Source organism: Aeromonas sp. R2-3, from assembly GCF_040908375.1.
GTDB lineage: Bacteria > Pseudomonadota > Gammaproteobacteria > Enterobacterales > Aeromonadaceae > Aeromonas > Aeromonas veronii.
Genome location: NZ_JBFODP010000027.1, coordinates 144387 through 165485 on the forward strand (window position 1 = coordinate 144387; position 21099 = coordinate 165485).

18 protein-coding genes and 1 pseudogene are annotated in these 21099 nt (G+C 58.6%); 16 read left to right on the plus strand and 3 right to left on the minus strand.

Translation table 11 applies throughout. The features are described 5' to 3' along the window. Positions 1-36 precede the first annotated feature (36 nt). Positions 37-450, plus strand: a complete 414-nt coding sequence (gene gloA / locus AB5Z02_RS13260; protein ID WP_005347113.1) for a lactoylglutathione lyase — start codon at positions 37-39, stop codon at positions 448-450. 85 nt (positions 451-535) lie between these two features. Here gloA and AB5Z02_RS13265 read toward each other — a convergent pair whose 3' ends face one another. Next, positions 536-1411: an OmpA family protein gene (locus tag AB5Z02_RS13265; RefSeq protein WP_005337611.1), complete on the minus strand. Its 876-nt coding sequence runs from the start codon at positions 1409-1411 to the stop codon at positions 536-538. Positions 1412-1635: 224 nt separating this feature from the next. On the opposite strand from AB5Z02_RS13265, the gene AB5Z02_RS13270 reads away from it, so the two are divergent. From AB5Z02_RS13270 to AB5Z02_RS13285, 4 genes and pseudogenes are all read left to right on the plus strand, one after another. Continuing rightward, entirely contained in the window at positions 1636-2601 is a 966-nt protein-coding gene (locus AB5Z02_RS13270; protein ID WP_368216141.1) for an autotransporter domain-containing protein, read from the plus strand. 625 nt (positions 2602-3226) lie between these two features. Next, complete coding sequence (locus tag AB5Z02_RS13275) at positions 3227-3766, plus strand: hypothetical protein (protein ID WP_368216142.1); 540 nt, start codon at positions 3227-3229, stop codon at positions 3764-3766. 87 nt (positions 3767-3853) lie between these two features. Next, positions 3854-4237, plus strand: a complete 384-nt coding sequence (locus tag AB5Z02_RS13280; RefSeq protein WP_368216143.1) for a hypothetical protein — start codon at positions 3854-3856, stop codon at positions 4235-4237. A gap of 80 nt (positions 4238-4317) precedes the next feature. Beyond that, positions 4318-5355: pseudogene (locus AB5Z02_RS13285) on the plus strand (IS481 family transposase). A 223-nt stretch (positions 5356-5578) separates the two neighbouring features. Here AB5Z02_RS13285 and AB5Z02_RS13290 read toward each other — a convergent pair. Continuing rightward, a complete protein-coding gene (locus AB5Z02_RS13290) occupies positions 5579-6604 on the minus strand; it encodes a porin (protein ID WP_042053211.1) in 1026 nt (341 codons plus the stop codon). 395 nt (positions 6605-6999) lie between these two features. On the opposite strand from AB5Z02_RS13290, the gene dinG reads away from it, so the two are divergent. The 3 genes from dinG to AB5Z02_RS13305 all read left to right on the plus strand — a co-directional run bounded on the left by dinG (position 7000) and on the right by AB5Z02_RS13305 (position 10951). Continuing rightward, entirely contained in the window at positions 7000-9072 is a 2073-nt protein-coding gene (gene dinG / locus AB5Z02_RS13295; protein WP_368216144.1) for an ATP-dependent DNA helicase DinG, read from the plus strand. Positions 9073-9214: 142 nt separating this feature from the next. Further along, the gene (locus AB5Z02_RS13300; RefSeq protein ID WP_368216145.1) at positions 9215-9874 is read left to right on the plus strand and encodes a DUF2057 family protein; all 660 of its coding nucleotides are present in this window, start codon (positions 9215-9217) and stop codon (positions 9872-9874) included. Between the two features lie 180 nt (positions 9875-10054). Beyond that, positions 10055-10951 (plus strand): histone deacetylase, encoded by an 897-nt coding sequence (locus AB5Z02_RS13305; RefSeq protein WP_368216146.1) that lies wholly within the window; start codon positions 10055-10057, stop codon positions 10949-10951. Between the two features lie 157 nt (positions 10952-11108). Here the strand turns inward: AB5Z02_RS13305 and ylqF are convergent, their stop codons facing one another. After that, on the minus strand, positions 11109-12059 hold the full coding sequence (gene ylqF, locus AB5Z02_RS13310) for a ribosome biogenesis GTPase YlqF (RefSeq protein ID WP_005334061.1): 951 nt from the start codon (positions 12057-12059) through the stop codon (positions 11109-11111). 323 nt (positions 12060-12382) lie between these two features. Between ylqF and AB5Z02_RS13315 the strand changes: the two genes are divergently transcribed. The 8 genes from AB5Z02_RS13315 to AB5Z02_RS13350 all read left to right on the plus strand — a co-directional run bounded on the left by AB5Z02_RS13315 (position 12383) and on the right by AB5Z02_RS13350 (position 21060). After that, entirely contained in the window at positions 12383-13780 is a 1398-nt protein-coding gene (locus AB5Z02_RS13315) for an alkaline phosphatase (protein WP_368216147.1), read from the plus strand. 11 nt (positions 13781-13791) lie between these two features. Beyond that, complete coding sequence (locus AB5Z02_RS13320) at positions 13792-15183, plus strand: alkaline phosphatase (protein WP_368216148.1); 1392 nt, start codon at positions 13792-13794, stop codon at positions 15181-15183. A 72-nt stretch (positions 15184-15255) separates the two neighbouring features. Continuing rightward, positions 15256-15942 (plus strand): hypothetical protein, encoded by a 687-nt coding sequence (locus tag AB5Z02_RS13325; RefSeq protein ID WP_139464029.1) that lies wholly within the window; start codon positions 15256-15258, stop codon positions 15940-15942. Between the two features lie 82 nt (positions 15943-16024). Then, the gene (locus tag AB5Z02_RS13330) at positions 16025-16762 is read left to right on the plus strand and encodes an ABC transporter substrate-binding protein (RefSeq protein WP_043823459.1); all 738 of its coding nucleotides are present in this window, start codon (positions 16025-16027) and stop codon (positions 16760-16762) included. Positions 16763-17007: 245 nt separating this feature from the next. Next, a complete protein-coding gene (gene rnk / locus AB5Z02_RS13335) occupies positions 17008-17403 on the plus strand; it encodes a nucleoside diphosphate kinase regulator (protein WP_005334070.1) in 396 nt (131 codons plus the stop codon). 193 nt (positions 17404-17596) lie between these two features. Further along, positions 17597-18187, plus strand: coding sequence for a transcriptional regulator UhpA (uhpA, locus tag AB5Z02_RS13340; RefSeq protein WP_005334071.1), 591 nt, complete (start codon positions 17597-17599; stop codon positions 18185-18187). Continuing rightward, entirely contained in the window at positions 18184-19704 is a 1521-nt protein-coding gene (gene uhpB, locus AB5Z02_RS13345) for a signal transduction histidine-protein kinase/phosphatase UhpB (RefSeq protein WP_368216149.1), read from the plus strand. The genes uhpA and uhpB overlap by 4 nt, the downstream gene beginning before the upstream one ends. 21 nt (positions 19705-19725) lie before the next feature. Further along, positions 19726-21060 (plus strand): MFS transporter, encoded by a 1335-nt coding sequence (locus AB5Z02_RS13350; RefSeq protein WP_151287095.1) that lies wholly within the window; start codon positions 19726-19728, stop codon positions 21058-21060. Positions 21061-21099 lie beyond the last annotated feature (39 nt).

Genomic DNA, 21099 nt, shown 5'->3' on the forward strand with positions numbered 1-21099 from the left:
AAAGCAGTACACATCACCAACCCGGAGAACTGAGCAATGAGAATTCTGCATACCATGCTGCGTGTCGGCGATCTGCAACGCTCCATCGACTTCTACACCCGCGTCCTTGGCATGAAGCTGCTGCGCAAGAGCGAGAACAGCGAGTACAAGTACACCCTGGCCTTCGTCGGCTACGGTGACGAGAAGGATGAAGCGGTGATCGAGCTGACCTACAACTGGGGGGTGAGCGAGTACGAACTGGGCTCAGCCTATGGCCACATCGCGCTGGAAGCGGACGACATCTACGCCACTTGCGACGCCCTGCGCGCCGCCGGTGCCAAGATCACCCGCGAACCGGGCCCGGTCAAGGGCGGTACCACCGTCATCGCCTTCGTCGAAGATCCGGACGGTTACAAGATTGAACTGATTGCCAAGAAAGATGCCGGTACCGGCCTGGGTGACAGCTTCTAAGCTGCCCTAATCCCGCTGCCGGATGGCAGGATCAAAAAAGAGCGCAAATGCGCTCTTTTTTATGCTTCTCTGACCGGGGACGGCGCTAGATCTCGCCATTGCGCCCCATGCTGATCACCACTCGCCGGTTCTTGGCACGACCCTGTTCGGTTTCGTTGGAGGCGACGTGTTGCTTCTCGCCATGCCCCTCCACCGAGATCTTGCCGGGATCGATCCCCAGATCGACAAACACCTTCTTGATGGCATCGGCCCGCTTCTCGGAGAGTTTCAGGTTCGGCCAGCGGCCGCCATAGCTGTCGCTGTAGGCGTCGATCACCACCACATCGATGCTCTTGTCCGCCTTGATAAACTCGCTGATCATCGCCAGCCGCCGCTTGGAGGGGATGGAGAGCTGATCGCTGTTCTTGTCGTAGGTAAGCACGCTAAAGGCGATGTCATTGAAGCTGTAGGGCAAGAGCCCGCTCAGACAGTCGATAAAAGCCTGATATTTCACCCGAAAGTTGACCGACGAGAGGGACACCCGCACCGCGCGGTTCTGGCGATACCAGTCCCGATACTGGAAGGTCGGCATCCGCCCCCCCTCCAGCTCGTCGAGCATGGTCCAGGCGGTTTGCCCCTCCACCAGTCCATCGAACTGCTGATAGAAGCGCAGCTGGCTCACTTCTCGCCCGGCGATCCCCGGGCGCCATACCGGTGGCATGATGCCAAGACTCACCGTCTGGGTCTGGGCCTGTGGCCGCTTGCCCTTGAGCTCGAAGTCGAGGTTGATCTTGCGCCCGGCGCGGCTGACAAAGGCCCCCGTTCCCCAATTGGGAATAGGGTGTTCGAGGCGACACTCAATCTGGGTATCGGAGGTCAAACGCCAGACGGATTGATCCAGACCGGCACCAAATTCGGTGACCCCAGCCTGTAACTGCATACTCACGGATATGCTGACCAACCCCAACACCCAAGCGTTCAATTGCTTGCCCTCCACACGATCTCACAAGAGATATCGGCGGCAAGAGGCCAAGCTTTAGCGACAAACTGCAAAGGCGTGCCGTTGGTGTGGCAAAGGCTTGCCCCCAAGCGGCAACCGACCACAAGCGGCGCTCACTCTCCCCCTCTTTGCTCCGTGCCAACCGGCAGGAAGCTCGCTACAGTAAAATCAGGGCAATCAGACGCCGCTTATCGGGAACCACACTCATGCACCGCTCTTGCTCCTCTTTATTGCAGATGTTGTTGCCAATGCTGCTGGCGCTATCCGGCAGCACCGTCAAAGCTGCAACACAGGATCAGGAGTGGGCACAGGAGCGCGCCAATGCGGTGCTCTCGCTGATGACCTTCACGGTGGTGCCCGACATCACCGCCAGCAACCTCGATATCGGCAGCGGCACCAATCAATCTGCCGCCCTCAACATGACCCAGATCGGTGGCGGCGCCACCATGAGCGAAGCCCTGCCCATCTATCTGGAAGGGGCGATCGGCTTTAGCCGCTACGATCCCCAGTTTGTGGTGAGCAACGGCACCGAGAGCCGCACCCTCCCGACCAAATGGAACAGCCTGACCGCCTCTGGCGGGATCGGCTGGGATATCGCCCTCCATGAAGACCCGCGCGGTGGCCACTGGGTGCTGCGCCCCATCGCCAACGTCTCGCTCGGTACCATGGCCAGCGATCTGCGGATCGGCAACTGGCTGCTGGAGCGTACCAAGGGCTACTCGCTGGATTTTCTCGATGGTGGGCAGCTCAATATGTACGGACTGGGAGGCTCGCTGATGCTCGACTACGAGCTCTTTTCAAAGGTGCAGGATATCGATATCGAAGTGCGCTACTCCAACCAGCACCTGCAGAGCTTTGGCGGTACCTCGACCAGCGTCCGTGGTCACGCCGAGGCGGAGAACCTCGGTCTCTATCTGCGCCGCCGGGCCCCGCTGTTCCACTGGACCCTGCTCGACAGACCGGTGCGTTATGTACTGGAGGGAGCCCATACCGCATATCTGGGGGAACAGCGGGGGTTGCTTGGCTTTGACTCCCTCAACTCCATCGGCGCCGGTCTGGAGCTGGATAGCAGCAAGTACGACATCATAGTCACCCGTACCCGGCTGGTTGCCCGCTATATGTTCAGCCACAACACCAGCGGTTATTCCATCGGGTTGGCCATGAGTTTCTAAGTCGTTATATTTTCCTGCCACAAGTGGGCAATCCTCAGGGAAAGCACATTAACAATCCATATAATCACGCCCTATTGACGGAGGGTTTATTTATCCTGACCCTTTCATATGCCTCACCACCCAGTCATATCAGGTAAAAATATCTTCCTGCTGGCAGGCCAAATTTTCCACCCACACACACAGAATATTGGAGTTTTTATCTGTATATTTACGGTGCGCAATGGCTCAGTGGCCCAGTGATGTCGCCAGCCTGCGCCCGCTTGCAACAGAAAAAATACCAAACGCCCGACATCACTGACCGATGGCCAACCTTATCGATGCCCATAAGGAACCAACTCGGAGGTCCCCCATCTTTTGCACAGTGACTTGAACAGCACCTAACTCATTGTTTTAAATGATTTATAGTTTTTCATATTTTATGAATCCAATTAATCCTGTTTTATTTTACTTAGATCACCCGACTGCTAAATTTGGCGCCATCCCGGCAGGACGAGGCGCACTGAAACGACTGACTGCGGGCTACCGATAACAGGTGTGCAATGAGCACAGAAATAACGTTCAGGCATAGCAACCGTTATTTTGACGACATCACACTTGCTGATCCTTGTTGATTTGAGGTTATCTGATGAAAAAAACGCTGCTTGCTCTCTCTGTATTGGTCATGACCGGAACCGCATATGCAGGGGTGCCTGATTTATCCGCCAGCTGTCCTGGACATATTAATCTTCGCGTCGAAGATGGCACGGCTTATATCAATAACCAGCAAGTTCCACTTAAAAAAGTGAATTCAAATTTCTACGAGGCGAGCAAGGGGCACACCACCCTCTCCATGGTGAAAAATGGCGACTGGGGCATCACCTATTTTGTCAAAAATGGCGACAGCGGCGCCTGCCAGCTCAATGACGAAGAGAACGATGACGACGGCGATGATGAGAGCGCCAGCAGCAGTGCCTACAACGGCAGCACTGCGCAAACCAAGGTTGCCGAGAACGCCTGCATGAACGCCGTCGCCAGAAAAGCGGGCGTCAGCCGCAGCAAACTGACCCTCGACTATGTGGCCGACTCCCAGGCGGGGATGATGATTGATATCAAGGGGCCCCATGACCGGCTCTGGCACTGCCTCACCGACTCCCGCGGCCATATTTCGGGGATCAATCAGGACTGATTTCGAGCCATGGCTCAACGGGGCCCACACCGACCGTGGGGGCTCCACCCCTTATCCATTGCAATTATTTGATACAGGTAAATGAAGATGGAATCCAAACAGACTCTGCTCAATGTCACCCTCGGTTGCCTGCTGGCGGTCGGTATCTCCGGCTGCGCCGTGGCCAAAACCCATCACGGCCACAAGACCCATGCCCAAGCGCACGCTCAGGAAGGGGCCGTGCAGTATGGCGACGAGAGCCCGTGGGCTGGCAACTATAAAGCAGTCACTGACAATGGCCGCACTGTGGCTGAAATTCACGTCGATACCACAGGGGAGACCTATATCGATGGCAATCAGGTCAGACCAAGCCACAGCGGCAGCGACTACCTGAAATTAAAGCAGGAGACCATCACTTACACCCTGCGCAAAAGCGGCGCCAGCTGGAAAGACAGCGATGCCGGCACCAGCGGCCGCATCCTGTTCGATTGATAATCCCGACACAGGCCTTGCCAGACACCAAGCCCCGCCAAGGGGCTTTTTTGCACCTGCAAAATACTATCAGCCTCTGCATGATCACCAACGAGAAAGTAGCACGTCGCAAACTCAGCCTGATAGAGCTTGCCAAAGAGCTCAATAATGTCAGCAAAGCCTGCAAACTCATCGGCTACAGCCGTCAGCAGTTCTATGAGATTCGCCGTAACTACCAGACCTATGGCGCCGAGTGATTGCTCGACAAATTGCCTGGCTGTAAAGGGGCTCATCCCAATCGGGTTGCGCCCGAGATTGAACAGGCCATCTTCGATTACTCCCTCACCAGACCAACTCATGGCCCGCTGCGGGTCGCGCAAGAGCTGGCTCTGCAAGGCATCAATGTCAGTGCGGGCGGTGCGTGGCGTGTGGCAACGGCACGACTTGCTCTCCAAACACGACCGTTTGTTGCGCCTTGAGAAAACTCACCGGGATCAGACCATTGAGCTCAATGACGAGCAAATTCGCCTGCTCGAGCGCTTCAGCCCCGAGTTCCGCGAACGCCAGATAGAAGTTCACTACACCGGGAACTGGTGGCGATCGACACCTTCTTCGTCGGCGCGCTCAAGGGGTTTGGCAAGGTGTATCTGCAAACCGTGCTGAACTGCTACAGTCGCCACGCCTGGGGGCGGCTCTACACCAGCAAGCTGCCGGTGACCTCGGTTCATGTGCTCAACGAAACGGTGCTGACATTCTTTGAAACCCACGAGGCACGGGTCTAGACCATCCTGTCGGACAACGGACGCGAGTTCTGCGGGCGCCCTGACCATCATCCCTACGAGCTGTTCCTGCAACTGGAGGGGATTGAGCACCGGACAACCAAGGTGCGCAGGCCGCAGAGCAACGGCTTTATCGAGCGACTGCATCGCACACTGCTGGATGAACACTTCCGTATCAAGGGGAGAACGACCTGGTATGAGTCGGTAGAGCAGATGCAGACAGACCTGGATAGCTACCTGGAGCGCTACAACACCCAGCGGCCACATCAAAGCAGGATGATGGAGGGTCAAACCCCCTACAGCATGTTCAAGAAGGGTCTGAAATTGATACCGAAGGAAGTACGCTCTAAGGTAGCGTAAACAAGAAACCGGTTTGAGGCCGGTGTCAGGTGATAACTAGATCTGTACAAATTAACCGAGACCGGCAATTTGCCAACTATCACTAGAAATTACAATCCGGCGATTCACCAGAACTCCGTTACGCAATAGCAATGCAGCCAAAAAGAAAATGGCCGAGATATCATCTCGGCCATTCGTAGCTTGATCAAAGACTCAAGCCTGGATATTACTCATGTGCAACTTATTAGAAGTTGTACTGCAGAGCAACAGTCCACTGGTCGTCTTTGTTATCCAGACCTTCGATTTTGTACTCGGTATAAGCTTTCAGCTTGGAAGTGAAAGCATATTGAACGCCCAGCAGGGTATCTTTTACGAGATCTTTGTCTACGCCAGAATGTTTAGATTCTGCGAAGTTGTAACCAGCCAGGAAAGTCCAAGCATCTACGTTGTAAGAGGCGGCAAGCTCATAGCCTTTGCCTTCAACCTTGTTACCAGTAGTTTTGTTCTTGATTTCGCCATCGGTATACATACCTGCGAAGTAGAAACCGGCGATGCCATAGTTGGCACTAACAGCCCACTCAGACTTCTCGCCTTTTTGACCAGCATGAGTCTTTTGACCTTCCAGATCAGAGTAAGCATAACCAGCATTCAAGCCCAAACCGAAATCAAAAGCGTAGCCAAGATTTGCAGCATAGGCAGAATCACGAGCAACATCACCAATTACAACAGTTTTGATATCACCACCGGCATCGCTGGAAACTTCAAATTTGTCATCATGGGTCTGATAAGAAAGCTTACCGGTCAAACCACCAAATTTATTGGAGTAAATGACCTGACCTTCTTGACGGCCGTCGTAAAAGTTACCGCGGCTACCCCATTCGTTGAAGATATCGGTTGCAGCGATGGCATCATAGAAGGCAGTGTCAGTTTGACCAAAGATAACCTGACCATATTGGGTGCCATCAAAACCTGCATAAATATGACGAGCTTTAAACTTGCCGCCGTCCTTATTGTCAGAGTTTTCAGCAGCAACTTGCCACTCGGTCTTGGCGATACCGGACCAGGTGTTGTTCAGAGCAACTTTACCGGACCAGCCCAGACGGGAAGAGCCAATCAGCTCGCCATCGGTATCATCGTGCTCACCGTAGTAGTTAGCTTGTACACGGCCGTATACGTCGAAAGTGGTACCGTCTTTGTCATAGATCACTGCGGCGTTAGCAGCGGATGCAAACAGAGCCGGAATAGCAATAGCCAGAATTGTCTTTTTCATAGTTTCCAATGCCTACTGTAATTAAACACTAAGTTGTTGTTATTCCCTGTGTTAGCGATGTTCTTTGCATCACTATGCCGCCGAGACTAGCACCGGATTTTTTGAACCGCAATGAAAAAACTTGGAACTTTTTACGGAAACCATAGTCATGGAGGCAAAAATGTGAGCCAAGTCTCACCTAACGGCAAGGCAAAAGGAAAACGTTTACAACGAATCCTGCTGATTATTTGGACTCAAATAGTCTATTTTGCATGCAAATAACGCTAACTACCTGATAAACAACCAAAGTGGTCTGATCAGCGTAAAACAGCCGTGATAATGGCAGTTGCCTCGACCTCACCAAGGGGTTGCGGGTATCCTTGTCCTTCGATTAACCCCTAACTGGCCTTCTCTTCATGCTCTCTACTCGCCTTAAAGCCACCATTCGTCAAACCTATCGCCAGATTTCGGATGGATTACCCGGTTTTGTGCCGCGCAAAGAGCAGAACTTTCTGGTGGCAGAGATAGCCAAAACCCTGACCGGCGAGTACGACAAGCAGCGCCGGATCCTGGTGGCCGAGGCGGGCACCGGTATCGGCAAATCCCTCTCCTATGCGCAAGGTGCCATCCCGGTGGCGCGGCTCACCCAGAAGAAGCTGGTGATCTCTACCGCCACCGTGGCCCTGCAAGAGCAGCTGATCCACAAAGACCTTCCTTTTTACCACCGCCACAGCGAGCTACCGTTTCGCTTTATGCTGGTCAAGGGGCGTCAGCGCTACTGCTGCGAGCATCTGCTGGAGCAGGCAGCCAGTGGTGCCGAGATGGCCAACTTCGAGCTCGACTTTGGCAGTCTGAGCAAATCCAAGCCATCTGCCAGCGACAAAGATCGCTACCAGGCCCTGTGGCAGGCCTACACTAATGGCAAATGGGACGGGGATCGGGACAACTGGCCGGAGCCCATTCCCGACACTTGCTGGGATCGCATCGCCGCTGACCGCCACACCTGCAACAAGGCGCTGAGCCATCACCAGCACTGCCCCTTTCATCGCGCCCGCAACGACATGGAGAGCGCCGATGTGCTGGTCGTCAACCATGCGCTACTGCTCTCCGATCTCACCATGGGGGGCGGCATCATTCTGCCCCCCCCCGATGAGTGCATCTATGTGCTGGATGAGGCCCATCACCTGCCCACCATCGCCCGGGATCACGGCGCGGCGTCGGCCAGCGTCAAAGGCTCGCGCCGCTGGCTGGAGAAGCTGGTACAAAGTGCAGGCAAGCTGGCGCGGACTTTTAATAAGGAAAGCCTGCTCGACCCCCAACTCAAACTGCAGGATGCACTGGCCTCCATCCAGCCCGACCTGAAGGCGGTCGAGCAGTGGCTCAGCGCCAACGATCGGCTGTTTGGCACGGAACCCCACTACCGCTTCGCCGAAGGGGTATTGCCGGATCCCCTGCCCATGCTGGCAGAGAATCTCAAGGAGTCGAGCAAGAAGGCGCTGCGGGCGCTGGATCGGATGCAGGGGGCCATAGGTGAAGCGCTGAAAGATGGCGAGATCCGCCGCAAGGAGGCCGAACCTCTGCTGGCAGAGAGCGGTTTTCATCTGCAACGGCTGGAGAGTTTCTGCGCCCTGTGGGAGATGCTGGTGCGCCATGTCCCGACCGGTAAAACCCCGCTCGCCCGCTGGATGGCCAAGAGCGATGACGGCGATATCTGGCTGCACGCTTCACCGATTGAAGTGGGGTATCTGCTGGAGGAGTGGCTCTGGTCGAAATGTCTGGGAGCCGTGCTGGTCTCGGCGACCCTCACCGCCCTCTCTTCCTTTAGTTATTTTCGCCATCAGGTGGGGCTCAAGGAGCACGACGGTACCCGCTATCTGCGCCTGCGCTCCCCCTTTGACTATCAGAAAGCCGAGCTCTATCTGCCCAAGATGGAGCACGAACCCAACTCGCCGGCCTTTACCAACGAGCTCATCAGCGTACTGCCACGTATTCTGGCCGGCAAAGAGGCGAGTCTGGTGCTCTTCTCCTCCTACCGCCAGATGAATGAGGTGGCTATTGGCTTGCGAGCCAAGGGACTATCACTGCTGGTGCAGGGGGAAGCCTCCCGCAATGCCCTGCTCACCCTGCACAAACAAAAGTGCGATGGCGGTCAGGCCAGCATTCTGTTTGGTACCGGCAGCTTCTCGGAAGGGCTGGATCTGCCGGGTCACTACCTCACCAATCTGGTGATCACCAAACTCCCCTTTGCCGTGCCCAACTCGCCGGTCGAGGAGGCCACCGCCGAATGGGTGGAGCAGCGAGGGGGGAACCCCTTTCTGCAACTGACGGTGCCAGAAGCATCGCGCAAGCTTATCCAGGCCTGTGGCCGCCTCATCCGCAAAGAGGCAGATCGGGGGCGGGTCACCATTCTCGACCGCCGTCTGCTGACCAAGCGTTATGGCAAGGGGTTGCTCGACGCCCTCCCCCCGTTTACACGGCGGATCGAATAAATAAGTCGGTCGCTATTGACAAACAAACTGACAGCAGCGCGAACATCGGCCACCAGAAAGAGCCATTGCCGCAGTAGGCCAAACCTGTAAAAATGAGCCCCTGTTTTCAGTGGGCAATCGCCTGACTGTTCAAGGAGATGAAATGAAACTGACTGTTCTGGTACCGGCGCTGGCTGGTCTGTTGTGGGCCGGTAGCGCCCTTGCTGATGCCCAATTGGAAGTGACCAACCCCTATGTCGTCCAGCTGATCGATGGTCAATCCATCAACCCCAAGCTGCTCGACAAAACCAGCACCTTCCCCCTCTCTGCCGGCAAACACCAGTTGGTCGTCGCCTTTGAAGGCAACTACTCCAGCCGTAACGAAATCAAGCTGGTGACCGCCGAGCCGCTGGTGCTGAACTTCACCGCCGCCGATAATCAGCAGCTGGTGCTGGACTACAAAAAGCCCCGCAACGAAGCCGAAGCCAAGCAGTTTGTCAAAGAGCAGAAAGTGGCGCTGAAAGACAAAGTCAGTGGCCAGCAAGTGAGCAGCGAACAGTTCGTGATGCCGAAAGTAGAGGGCTTCCAGCTGACCCGTGACTATCAGCAAGAGCTGATCAACATGGGCAAAGCCTTCAACCAGCCCAAAACCGTTGCCGTCTCTACTGCTGCCGTGATGGCTGCCGCCAGCGCACCGGTTCAGGTTGCCCCCAGCAAGGCTCAAAGCAATCCGGAAGCGCTGACCCAGTTGCAAAACTGGTACAACAAGGCCGATGCGGAAACCCGCAAAGCCTTCCAGATCTGGGTTATCCAGCAGCAATAAACCGAGCTGGGATATTGACTGAAAGGGGAGCCAAGCTCCCCTTTTCCATATCCTGCGGTCTCACTCACGACGCGTCTTGATTTATGCGCTGCCACTTCCCCTTTATATAGGGAGTGCATACATGGATTCATCTCTGATTTCATATATAGAAAGCGTCACCTTGCCAGGGAGAATGGCACCATGTCGTTGCGCATTTTCTATCACCCCCTCTACTCCTCCCTGACGCTACCCGAGCGCCATCGCTTCCCGCTGGCCAAGTATCAAGGGCTGTTTGAACGCCTGCAGGTGCAGGGTTACCCCCTTGGCGAAGCGCCGTCGGCCACCCGGGAGCAAATCTGTCGCATTCACGATGCCGATTATGTCGCGACGGCCCTGAGCGGCCAGCTGGAAGATCGCGCCATCCGCAAGATCGGTTTTCCCTGGTCACCCATGCTGATAGAGCGCACCTTGCGCTCGGTGGGTGCCACCGTTGCCGCCAGCCGCCATGCACTTGAGCAGGGATGCGGCTTGCAGATCTCCGGCGGCTATCACCACGCCCATCGCGATCACGGCAGCGGTTTTTGCCTGTTCAACGATCTGGTGATTGCGGCGCAGGCTTGCCTCGACGAGGGGCACTGTGAACAGGTGCTGATCGTCGATCTCGATGTGCATCAGGGGGATGGCAGTGCGGCCCTGTGCGCCGGACGGCGCGATATCATCACCCTCTCCCTCCATGGGGAGCACAACTTTCCCCATCACAAAGCCGCCTCTCACCTCGACTTTCCACTGCCAAGCGGCATGACGGACGATGCCTATCTCACCACACTGCAACAGGCGCTATCACTGGCACTGCGGCTCTATTCGCCGGATCTCATCCTCTATCAGGCAGGCGTCGATGTGCATCATGCCGACGAGCTTGGTTATCTCTCCCTGAGCGATGAAGGGGTTCGCCTGCGCGATGCCATGGTATTTGACTGTGCAATCAAGCATGGGTTGCCTGTCGCGGCGGTGCCCGGTGGCGGCTATCGCCGTGACTGGCAACAGCTGATCCCGCTTCATATGTCGCTGTTTGAAATAGCGCGCCACCGTTTTGGCTGATGGCATGGCTTTATAGCGCGGACACCCCATCAGAGTCGGGCGGGCACTTCACCAGATAAAACAGAAGAGGCGACCCTGGGGTCGCCTCTTCGTGTTTCGTCATCTCGGTCACACAAGCTCGCTCGTTGTCAGGCAAGCTCGGGACGCCTGAGGATAACTATTTCTGACGCTTGCGGGCGTACTTGCGACGGGCGCGGGCCTGACGCTCCTCTTCCCGCTCGGCCTTCTCTTTGGCTTTTTGCTCGGCTTCTGCGGCGGCTTCGACAATCTCGACGCTCACCATCTCCGGCGTCTCCAGCGAGATGCGGCCAAGCAAACCGGAGCGGAACTCGTTGATCAGGATCTCGGACGCCTTGTGCAGGTCGGCCAGCCCCCCTTTGCGCATAAACGCCCGCTGGCGGGCGATCATCTCCAGCAGCTCGATCTCGGTCTCGGGCAACTCATCAATCTGGTAGCGCGCCTTGATCCGCTCCGGATAGGCCTTGATGAAGTAGTCAGCGGCGAACATGGCGATATCGGCATAGTCGAACACCGTGTCTTTAATAGCCGCTGTGATGGCCAGACGATAACCACAGGAGGGCGGATTGAGCTTGGGCCAGAGGAAACCCGGGGTATCGGTCAGGATAACGTTGTTATCCAGCTTGATCCGCTGCTGGGACTTGGTCACCCCCGCCTCGTTGCCGGTACGGGCGATGATGCGCCCCGCCAGGGTATTGATCAGAGTGGACTTGCCCACGTTGGGGATCCCCATGATCATCGCCCGCACGCCGCGCAGCTCAAAATTGCGCTCCGGCAGCATCTCGTGACAGAGAGTCAGCAATTGCTTGATCTTCTCCGGCTCTTGTTGCGTCAGCGGCAGCGCCTTGATCCCCTTCTCTTTTTCCATGTGCGCCACCCACAGATCGGTGATCGCCGGATCGGCCAGGTCCGCCTTGTTCAGCACCTTGATCACCGGGGTATCACCACGCAGCTCGGGCACCAGCGGGTTTTCGCTGGAGAAGGGGATGCGGGCATCGAGCATCTCGATGATCACATCGACCTGGGGCATGACCTCGGCAATCTCTTTGCGGGCCTTGTGCATGTGACCGGGGAACCAGTTGATGGACATATCCGTTACTCTCTGTGGGGGCTGCGGGCGCGCGCATGGAACAACAGGCGCTCTGCCGCGGGCATCGAACGAAGGGGGCGCATTTTACCTGCTGCGGGCCTCTTTTGACAGGTCATTCTAACCATCACCTCATCAAATCAGCAAACCACCGAGGCGGAGCAACCTTGCCGGAAGCGACCGGACCAACTCGCTCAATTGACAGATAACACATTGATATAATGTAACATTTTTATCATCTTTTCACACAACCGTCACCGATAGTCAGTAAAAGTGTCATCTGCCCCCTCTAGGCTGCGCTCAGGTTTTACAAGGAGCGAACCCCAATGAGAAAAATGGCAGGACTTGCAGTGATGATCGGCGCCGCCCTGGCTGCCGGCTGCAAATCAGACAATGACACGGTGGCGACCAAGCCCGCAGCCCAACCCACCAACGTCATCTTCTTCCTCGGTGACGGCATGGGCCTCAACACCCTGACGGCAGCCCGCATCTACGGTGTCGGCGAAGAGGGTGATCTCACCATCGATACCCTGCCAGAGACGGCCTTTATCAAGACCTTCTCCCACGATGCCCAGGTCACTGACTCGGCCCCCTCCATGGCGGCCTACATGACCGGGGTCAAGAGCAACAACGGCGTCATCAGCATGGACGGCGACGCCACCTATGAGAGCGACTGCAGCAAGAGCGCCGGCAAGCCGGTGACTACCCTGCTAGAGCTGGCCAAAGCCGATGGCCGCGGTACCGGCGTGGTAACCAGTACCCGGGTGACCCACGCCACCCCGGCGGCTACCTATGCCCATATCTGCAACCGGGATCTGGAGGCAGATATCGCCGTCCAGCTGGTACCGGGCGGCAAAGGCTACAACAGCGCCCTCAAGGAGGGACTGGATGTGCTGCTCGGTGGCGGCAGCAGTTTCTTCCTGCCCAAAGCCGACAAGGGCAAGCGGGAGGATGGCCGCAACCTCATCAGCGAAATGCAGGCCAAGGGCTACCAGTTTGCCAGCAATCTGGATGAGCTGAACAAGGCCGATGCGGGCAAGCCTCTGCTGGGTCTGTTTGGTTCCAGCCACATGAAATATGACCTGGACCGTCCCGCCAGCGAGCCGTCACTGGCCCAGATGACCCTGGCCGCCATCAAGCAGCTCAAGGGCAAAGAGAAGGGTTACTTCCTGATGGTGGAAGGGGGCCGCATCGACCACGCCCTGCACGACACCAACGCCAAGCGGGCGCTGCAGGACACCATCGCCTTCGACAACGCCATCAAGGCTGCTATCGACGAGGTGAAAAAGAGCGACCCCGAGCTGAAAAACACCCTGATCGTGGTCACCGCCGACCACGACCACACGCTAGTGCTCAACGGCTATGCCAAGCGCACCGGCAAGACCACCGCCAACAACCCCGGCGTACTCGGGCTGGTGAAGAACTACGAGACTGGCGAGCCAAGCAAGGATAGCGAGGGCATGCCCTACACCATCATAGGTTTTGGCAACGGCTACAACCGGGTAGATGGCCCGCGCAGCAGCGTCGCCCCGCTCGACGATGCCACCGTCTCCGCCAATGACTACCACCAGGAAGTGGTGGTCAAGGTGGGCGAGATCGGCAACGAGACCCACGGCGGCACAGATGTATTCCTCGGTGCCATCGGCAAGGGGGCTGACAGCTTCCATGGCTCACTCGATAACACCGCCGTGTTCGGCAAGATCAAGGCTGCGGCCAAGCTGTAAGGAGCACTTTCATGAGCAAACAGATGAACATATCCATCAAGCACACGCTGGTCTGCGCCGCCCTGTTCAGTGCGCTGGGCGCAACCTCCCAGGCACAGGCCGGTGATGCCAAAAACGTCATTCTCTTTATCGGTGATGGCATGGGCCCTACCGTGCTCACCGCCACCCGCCTGTTCAAGGTGGGGGAAGAGGGCAATCTGGAGATGATGAAACTGCCGCGCAGTGCCCGCATCAAGACCTTCTCCAACGATGCCCAGACCACCGACTCTGCCCCCTCCATGGCGGCCTACACCACCGGGGTCAAGATGAACAACGAGGTGATCGCCATGAGCAGCGACACCAAAGCCGTCGCCCCCGGCAAAGACGTCAATGGCAACAAAACCGTCAACAATTGCAGCAGCGATAACGGCAAGCCGGTGCCCACCATCCTGGAGCTGGCCAAGGCGGCAGGCAAATCGGTCGGAGCCGTCACCACCACCGAGCTGACCCACGCCACCCCGGCGGCTACCTACGCCCACATCTGCCATCGGGATGCCGCTTATGACATCGCCGCACAAGCTGTTCCGGGAGGAACTGGTTTCAACCAGGCGCTTGGGGATGGGGTCGATGTGCTGATGGGCGGTGGTGCCAACCACTGGACCCCCTACAGCGCCAGCAACAAGGGCGGTCGCAATGACAACCGCGACCTGACCGCCGAGATGAAGGCGCAGGGATACAGCTATGTCACCACCCAAAGTGAACTGGCCAAGGTCACCAGCGGCAAGGTGCTCGGTCTGTTCAGCAGCAAATCCCACCTCGACTACGAGCTGGATCGGGTCGCCAAGGGGGCTGCCAATACCCAGCCGTCCCTCTCCGAAATGACCGCCAAGGCGATCGATTTACTGAGCAAGAACAGTCAGGGTTACTTCCTGATGGTAGAAGGCGGCCGGATCGATCACGCCCTGCACGGCACCAATGCCAAGCGCTCGCTCACCGACGCGGTGGCACTGGATGAGGCGGTCAAGACGGCGCTGGGTAAAGTGGATCTCAACAATACCCTGATCGTGGTCACCGCCGACCATGACCACACCATGACCATTAACGGCTACTCCGCCAAGGGCAATCCGGTGCTGGATCTGGTGAAAAATGGCGATGGCTCGACCCAGAACGATGTGGATGGCAAGCCCTTCACCACCCTGGTGTTCGGTAACGGCCCCAACCGCCCCGATGTGCGTTCCGTCCTCACCAGCGATCAGGTGATGGCTAATGACTATCTGCAGGAGACCGGCGTCAAACTGACATCGGAAACCCACGGCGGCGGCGATGTGATGCTGTTTGCCGATGGCGCCGGCAGCAACCGCTTCAAAGGCACGCTGGATAACACCAAGGTGTTTGGCAAACTGCGGGAGGCGCTCGGCCTGTAAGCAGCAGGGGCCCGGGTGCATCTGAGCAATCGACTCAGCGGCCCGGGCCCCGGCTCTTTCGAGCGACAGATGATGATGCGACTTTTGCTTTCGTTATGGCTGCTTGGCAGCACCCTCGCCTTCCCCCTGCATGCTGACGACACGCCCCCGGATCTCGCCGCCCGGATCAGCTATCACGACCGGAACACCGGCAGCGATGGCATCGCCAGAGAGAGTGTCTGGCAAGAGAAGTGGCTGCGCGTGGGCAATCAGGTGTGGAGCCAGCGGCTCATTCCCCTCCCCCTTGCCCGTGCCTATCACGCCACTCACGACGCCACCCCCGGCCACAAGCACTTTACCCACCAGATGGCGGCCCGCTGGGTCAGTCGCAGTGATGAGGGTGAGCTGCAGCTGCGTTATGCCGACAGCTGGCACAACCAGCTGGTTGAGGTGCCGGTGGAAGAGTATGGCCAGGTGGCCTTCAAGCCCGACTGGCCGCGGATCCGCCATCTCGTCAACCCGGCGCTGCTCGAGGGGATGACCCCGCTGGATGAGGCCGCCCCCGAGCAGGCCCGCTGGTATGAAAAGCGCGAAGGGCAGCAACGAACCCGCATTCTCTGGTCGAGTCAGTGGCAGATCCCGCTGGTGGTCGAGTCGGCCAGCCTCGATGGCTATCGCAGCTACCGGATGGAGGTGACCCTGCGCAAGCTGCCTGCTCAGCTCCCCTGGCAGCAACTCGCTGATTACGAAGTGCGCGATCTGCGGGATTTCTTCGACTGAGATCCCAACCCCTCAGCGGGCACAACGACAACGCAGGCAGGAATGTTACACTCTGCATATTCGACTCTGGCTCACGACCTTGATGCGCGCTCTCTGCCTGCCCTTTTTTGCCCTGCTGTTATTGCTGGTGAACACCGGTGCCCAGGCTATTGTGCTGGTGGCAGCCGAGTTGCCCCCCTATGTCATTCGCTCCTCTCACGGCAAACCAAGCGGTGTCGCCATCGAGATCATGGAAGAGGCCGCCCGACGCCTCAAAGAACCGCTCACCATCGAGCTGATGCCACTGGCCAGAGCCCTCACTCAGGCTATCCACCGCAAGGATGTGCTGCTGATCCCGCCGGTACGCAGCACTCAACGGGAACACCTCTACTACTGGGTAACACCGATACTCGATGACGATTTTGTCATCGTCAGCGATCGCCGCTTTCATCCTTCTCCCCTCAAAGTGACAGATCTCCCACCGCTGCAGATCGGCACCTTGCGCTACTCCTTCGGTCAGCATCTGCTCAGACAACGACTTAAGCTTGAAAGTGATACCGTGGCCACCGAGAAGCTCAATGCCCAGAAATTGCATCGGGGCCGTATCGATGCCTGGGTGGCCGCCTGGAACGCCATCCTCTACAACCAGCGCCTTGGTGATTTGCCAACCGACCGGCTGGTACGTGGGGAGACTCTGATGCGTACCCAATTTTATGTCGCCGCCAGCAAGGAGTTCCCCTTCACCGAGGGACGTCGCTGGCAAGCCGTAATCGACGAGATGCGCCATGATGGCACACTGGCGCGGATCATCCGTCAGTACAACTATCAGGCTCCTGAGTAGTCACTCAATCGCGGTTGCCAAGGCCGGCCAGAATGGTTATGGTAGCCCCATGAAAATACTCGCTATTTCCTCGCATTTGCTCACACCCTGCTGAGCCCCCGCCTCGCTCCTTCGGCCGCGAGTCGCTTGGGGGCATGGCATTTTCAATCGATTGAACCTGTTGAATCCATTTTTGTAACACTTTGCGTGATGGCCAACCTGCACCCGCCGGTATGGGCCTATCCGCTATTGATAAGGAATATCTTATGAAACAACCTCATCTGGTTATCTCCAGCCTTGATCTGGACCGTATCGAACAACTGCTTGGCAACCACCCGCAGCATCTGGCCCTGCAAGAGGAGCTGGACCGCGCCGAGATCCGCGAACCGGCCGACATGCCGCCGGACGTGGTCACCATGAACAGCAAGGTACGCTTCAAGATGCAGAGCAGCGGCAACGAGTTCTGCCTCACCCTGGTCTACCCGCGCGATGCCAAGGGCGACGAGAGCAACATCTCGGTACTGGCGCCGGTGGGCAGCGCCCTGCTCGGTCTGAAAGTGGGCGACAGCATCGCCTGGCCGGGCCCGGCCGGTCGCACCATCGAGGTCGAAATTCTGGAAGTGGTCTATCAGCCGGAGCGCGCCGGCGAGCTGCACCGCTGAATCCCCCGGGCTGGTCATCCCCCTGTTGATCAGCCCGCTTGCTCGCCCTTGCCAGCTGATCCCGATCAAGCTTTGCGCACCTTGCCCCCCGGTTTTTAGCCCCTTTTCCTGCTGCTGCTTGAGCCTGACTCGGGGGGCAGGTATCTTGTTGGCCGCGTCATGGTCATGACGCACCGAATTTCAGGCTGACATCATGATAAAAATTGCCCTCATCGACGATCACCAGATCGTCCGATCCGGTTTTGCCCAACTGCTCAATCTGGAGCCAGACCTGCAGGTGGTCGCCGAATTCGGCTCCGCCAGCGACGCCCTTGCCGGCCTGCCCGGCAGCGGGGCGCGAGTCTGCGTCTGCGACATCTCGATGCCCGACCAATCGGGGCTGGATCTGCTCAAGCAGCTCCCCTCCGGCCTTGCTGTGGTGATGCTCTCGGTGCACGACAGCCCGGCCCTCATCGAGCAGGCACTGCAAACCGGCGCCAAGGGATTTCTCTCCAAGCGCTGCAGCCCGGACGAGCTGATCGCCGCCGTGCGCACCGCCGCCCAGGGGGGGTGTTATCTGACGCCGGACATCGCCCAGAAACTGGCCAGCAGCAGCCGAGATCCCCTCACCAATCGGGAGCGGGAGATTGCCCAGTTGCTGGCGCAAGGGCTGGAGGTGAAGGCCATCGCCGAGCAGCTCGGTCTCTCCCCCAAAACGGTCCACGTCCATCGCGCCAACCTGATGGACAAGCTCAAGGTCAGCAACAACGTCGAGCTGGCCCACCGCATGCTGGATAGCTGGTGATCTCCCGTTTTGCCAGCTATGTCGCCATCGCGCTGGCGGCCTGCTTCATCTTTGCCGCCGGCTGGTTTTGCCTCTGGAGCATCAGCCTGCATCTGGCGGGCGGCCCGGCGCTGGCGGTGCTGCTGTTCCCCTTCGGCCTGCGCCTCGGCCTGCTGCTGCAAAGTCCCGGCCACTACTGGCCGCCGCTGTTGCTGTGCGAAGGGCTGCTGCTCTACTGGCTCAATCTGGAGGTGGGGCTGCCCCACTGGCCTTGGCTGGTCGCGGGCAGTCTGCTGACCCTGCTACCGCTGCTGATTGCCCGTCGCCAGCAGGTGCGCAACGACTGGCAGCAACTGTTGCTGCTGCTCGCAACCGTCACGGCGGCGGCGCTGCTGCAAGCCCTGCTCTGGCATCTGGCGGGGGAAGATGGCCTCTCGGCCCTGCTGCTCAGCCTGACCGGCGGGCTGACGCTGACCTCCACCTGCATGCTGATCTGGCACTACCTCACCCGCGCCACCTGGGTACCGCTCGGCCCTGCGCTGGTGGATCAGCCGGTAGAGTGGCGCTTTCGCCATCTGGTCTGGTATCTGCTGCTGTTCGTATTGAGCCTCTGGCTGCAACTGGGATTGCCCAACTCGCTGGTGCGCTTCACCCCATTTTGTCTCGCCATCCCCATCATCGCCATGGCGTGGCGCTACGGCTGGCAGGGGGCACTGCTCGCCACCCTGATGAACACCATCGCCCTGCTGGCCAGTCAGGCCTGGCATGATCACCCCCTCGATCTGCTGCTCTCCCTGCTGGCCCAGAGCCTCACCGGCCTGCTGCTCGGCGCCGGGATCCAGCGCCAGCGCGAACTCAATCAGGCGCTGACCCGCCAGCTCGCCCACAATCGCCAGCTCACCGAACGGCTGCTCGAGACCGAGGAGAGTATCCGCAAGGAGGTGGCGCGCGAGCTGCACGACGACATCGGCCAGACCATCACAGCAATTCGAACCCAGGCAGGGATCGTGCGCCGCCTCGCCCCCGACAACGCCGGGGTGGGCCAGAGCAGCGCCCTGATCGACACACTGTCGCTCGGGATCTATGACGCGGTGCGCGGTCTGCTCGGGCGGCTTCGCCCGCGCCAGCTCGACGACATGACTCTGGAACAGGCGGTATGGGCACTGCTGAGGGAGCTGGAGCTGGAACGTCACGGCATCGTCACCCGTCTGGAGTGGCAGCTGGCGGATGGGGATCTCTCCGATGCCCAGCGGGTCACCCTGTTTCGGGTCTGTCAGGAGGGGCTCAACAACGTGGTCAAACATGCCAACGCCCACTCGGTAACCATTCGCGCCCGTGCCAGCGGCGAGCAGTTGCAACTGGTGCTGGAAGATGATGGCCGCGGTCTGCCGGAAAGCCGCCCGCAGCAGGGCTATGGCCTGCTCGGTATTCGCGAGCGGGTACAGGCCCTCGGGGGCCGTCTGCAACTCTCCTGCATCCACGGCACCCAGCTGACGGTCAACCTGCCCAGTCGCAGACGGGAGGAGAGTCATGGCTAATCACCACCAGAGGGCCTGCCTGTGCTGAGTTTTATGAGAAGTGCGCCGCCCCGGCCCCTTATCCGGGATCAGGCCGAGATCGACACCACCTATCGCCACTGGCGGCTGCACCTGCTGCTGACCATGTATCTGGGCTACGCGGTCTTCTACTTCACTCGCAAGAGCTTCAACTTCGCCATGCCGGACATGCTGGCGAGCGGCATGCTGGACAAGTCCGATATCGGCATGCTGTGGACCCTGTTCTACATCACCTACGGCTGCTCCAAGTTCTTCTCCGGCATCATCAGTGACCGCGCCAACCCGCGCTACTTCATGGGTGTCGGACTGATGGCCACCGGCGTTATCAATATCCTGTTCGGCCTCTCGTCGGCACTCTGGATGTTTGCCGCCCTCTGGGTCGCCAACGCCTTCTTCCAGGGCTGGGGCTGGCCCCCCTGCTCCAAGCTGCTCACCAGCTGGTATTCGCGCACCGAGCGCGGGGTCTGGTGGTCGGCCTGGAACACCGCCCACAACGTCGGCGGCGCGCTCATTCCCCTTATCGTCAGCACCATTGCTCTGCAACATGGCTGGCGCTACGGCATGATAGTGCCCGGCCTTATCGCCATCATCGCGGGATTGTTCCTCTGCTGGCGACTGCGGGATACCCCGAGCGCCATGGGATTGCCAACAGTGGGCGAGTGGCGCAAGGATGCGATGGAGCTGGCCCAGCAGACCCAGGATGCGGGGCTCTCCCATCGCCAGATCCTGCGCAAATATGTGCTGGGTAACCCCTATATCTGGCTGCTCGCATGCTGTTACGTGTTGGTCTATGTGGTGCGCACCGCCATCAATGACTGGGGCAATCTCTACATGACCGAGCAGCGCGGCTTCAATCTGATGAGCGCCAACTCGGCCATCTCCATGTTCGAGGTGGGAGGCTTTATCGGTGCGCTGGTGGCGGGCTGGGGATCGGACAAGCTGTTCAACGGCAACCGTGGCCCGATGAACCTCATCTTTGCGGTGGGGATCCTGCTGGCGGTGGGGTCACTCTGGCTGATGCCCTTCTTCAGCTATGTGATGCAGGCGGCCTGCTTCTTTACCATCGGCTTCTTCGTGTTTGGCCCGCAGATGCTGATCGGCATGGCGGCGGCGGAGTGCTCCCACAAGAACTCGGCGGGGGCGGCCACCGGCTTTGTCGGGCTGTTCGCCTATATGGGGGCGGCGCTGTCGGGCTATCCGCTGGCCAAGGTGATGGAGATCTGGCACTGGAACGGCTTCTTCGTGGTGATCTCGGTGGCAGCGGGCGTCTCGGCCCTGCTGCTGCTCCCCTTCCTCAAGGCGCAGGCACCGAGAACCCCTCAAACGAATGCAGAGTAGCGGGTGGCATCTGACAAGTCATAGCCGGCAAACAGACAG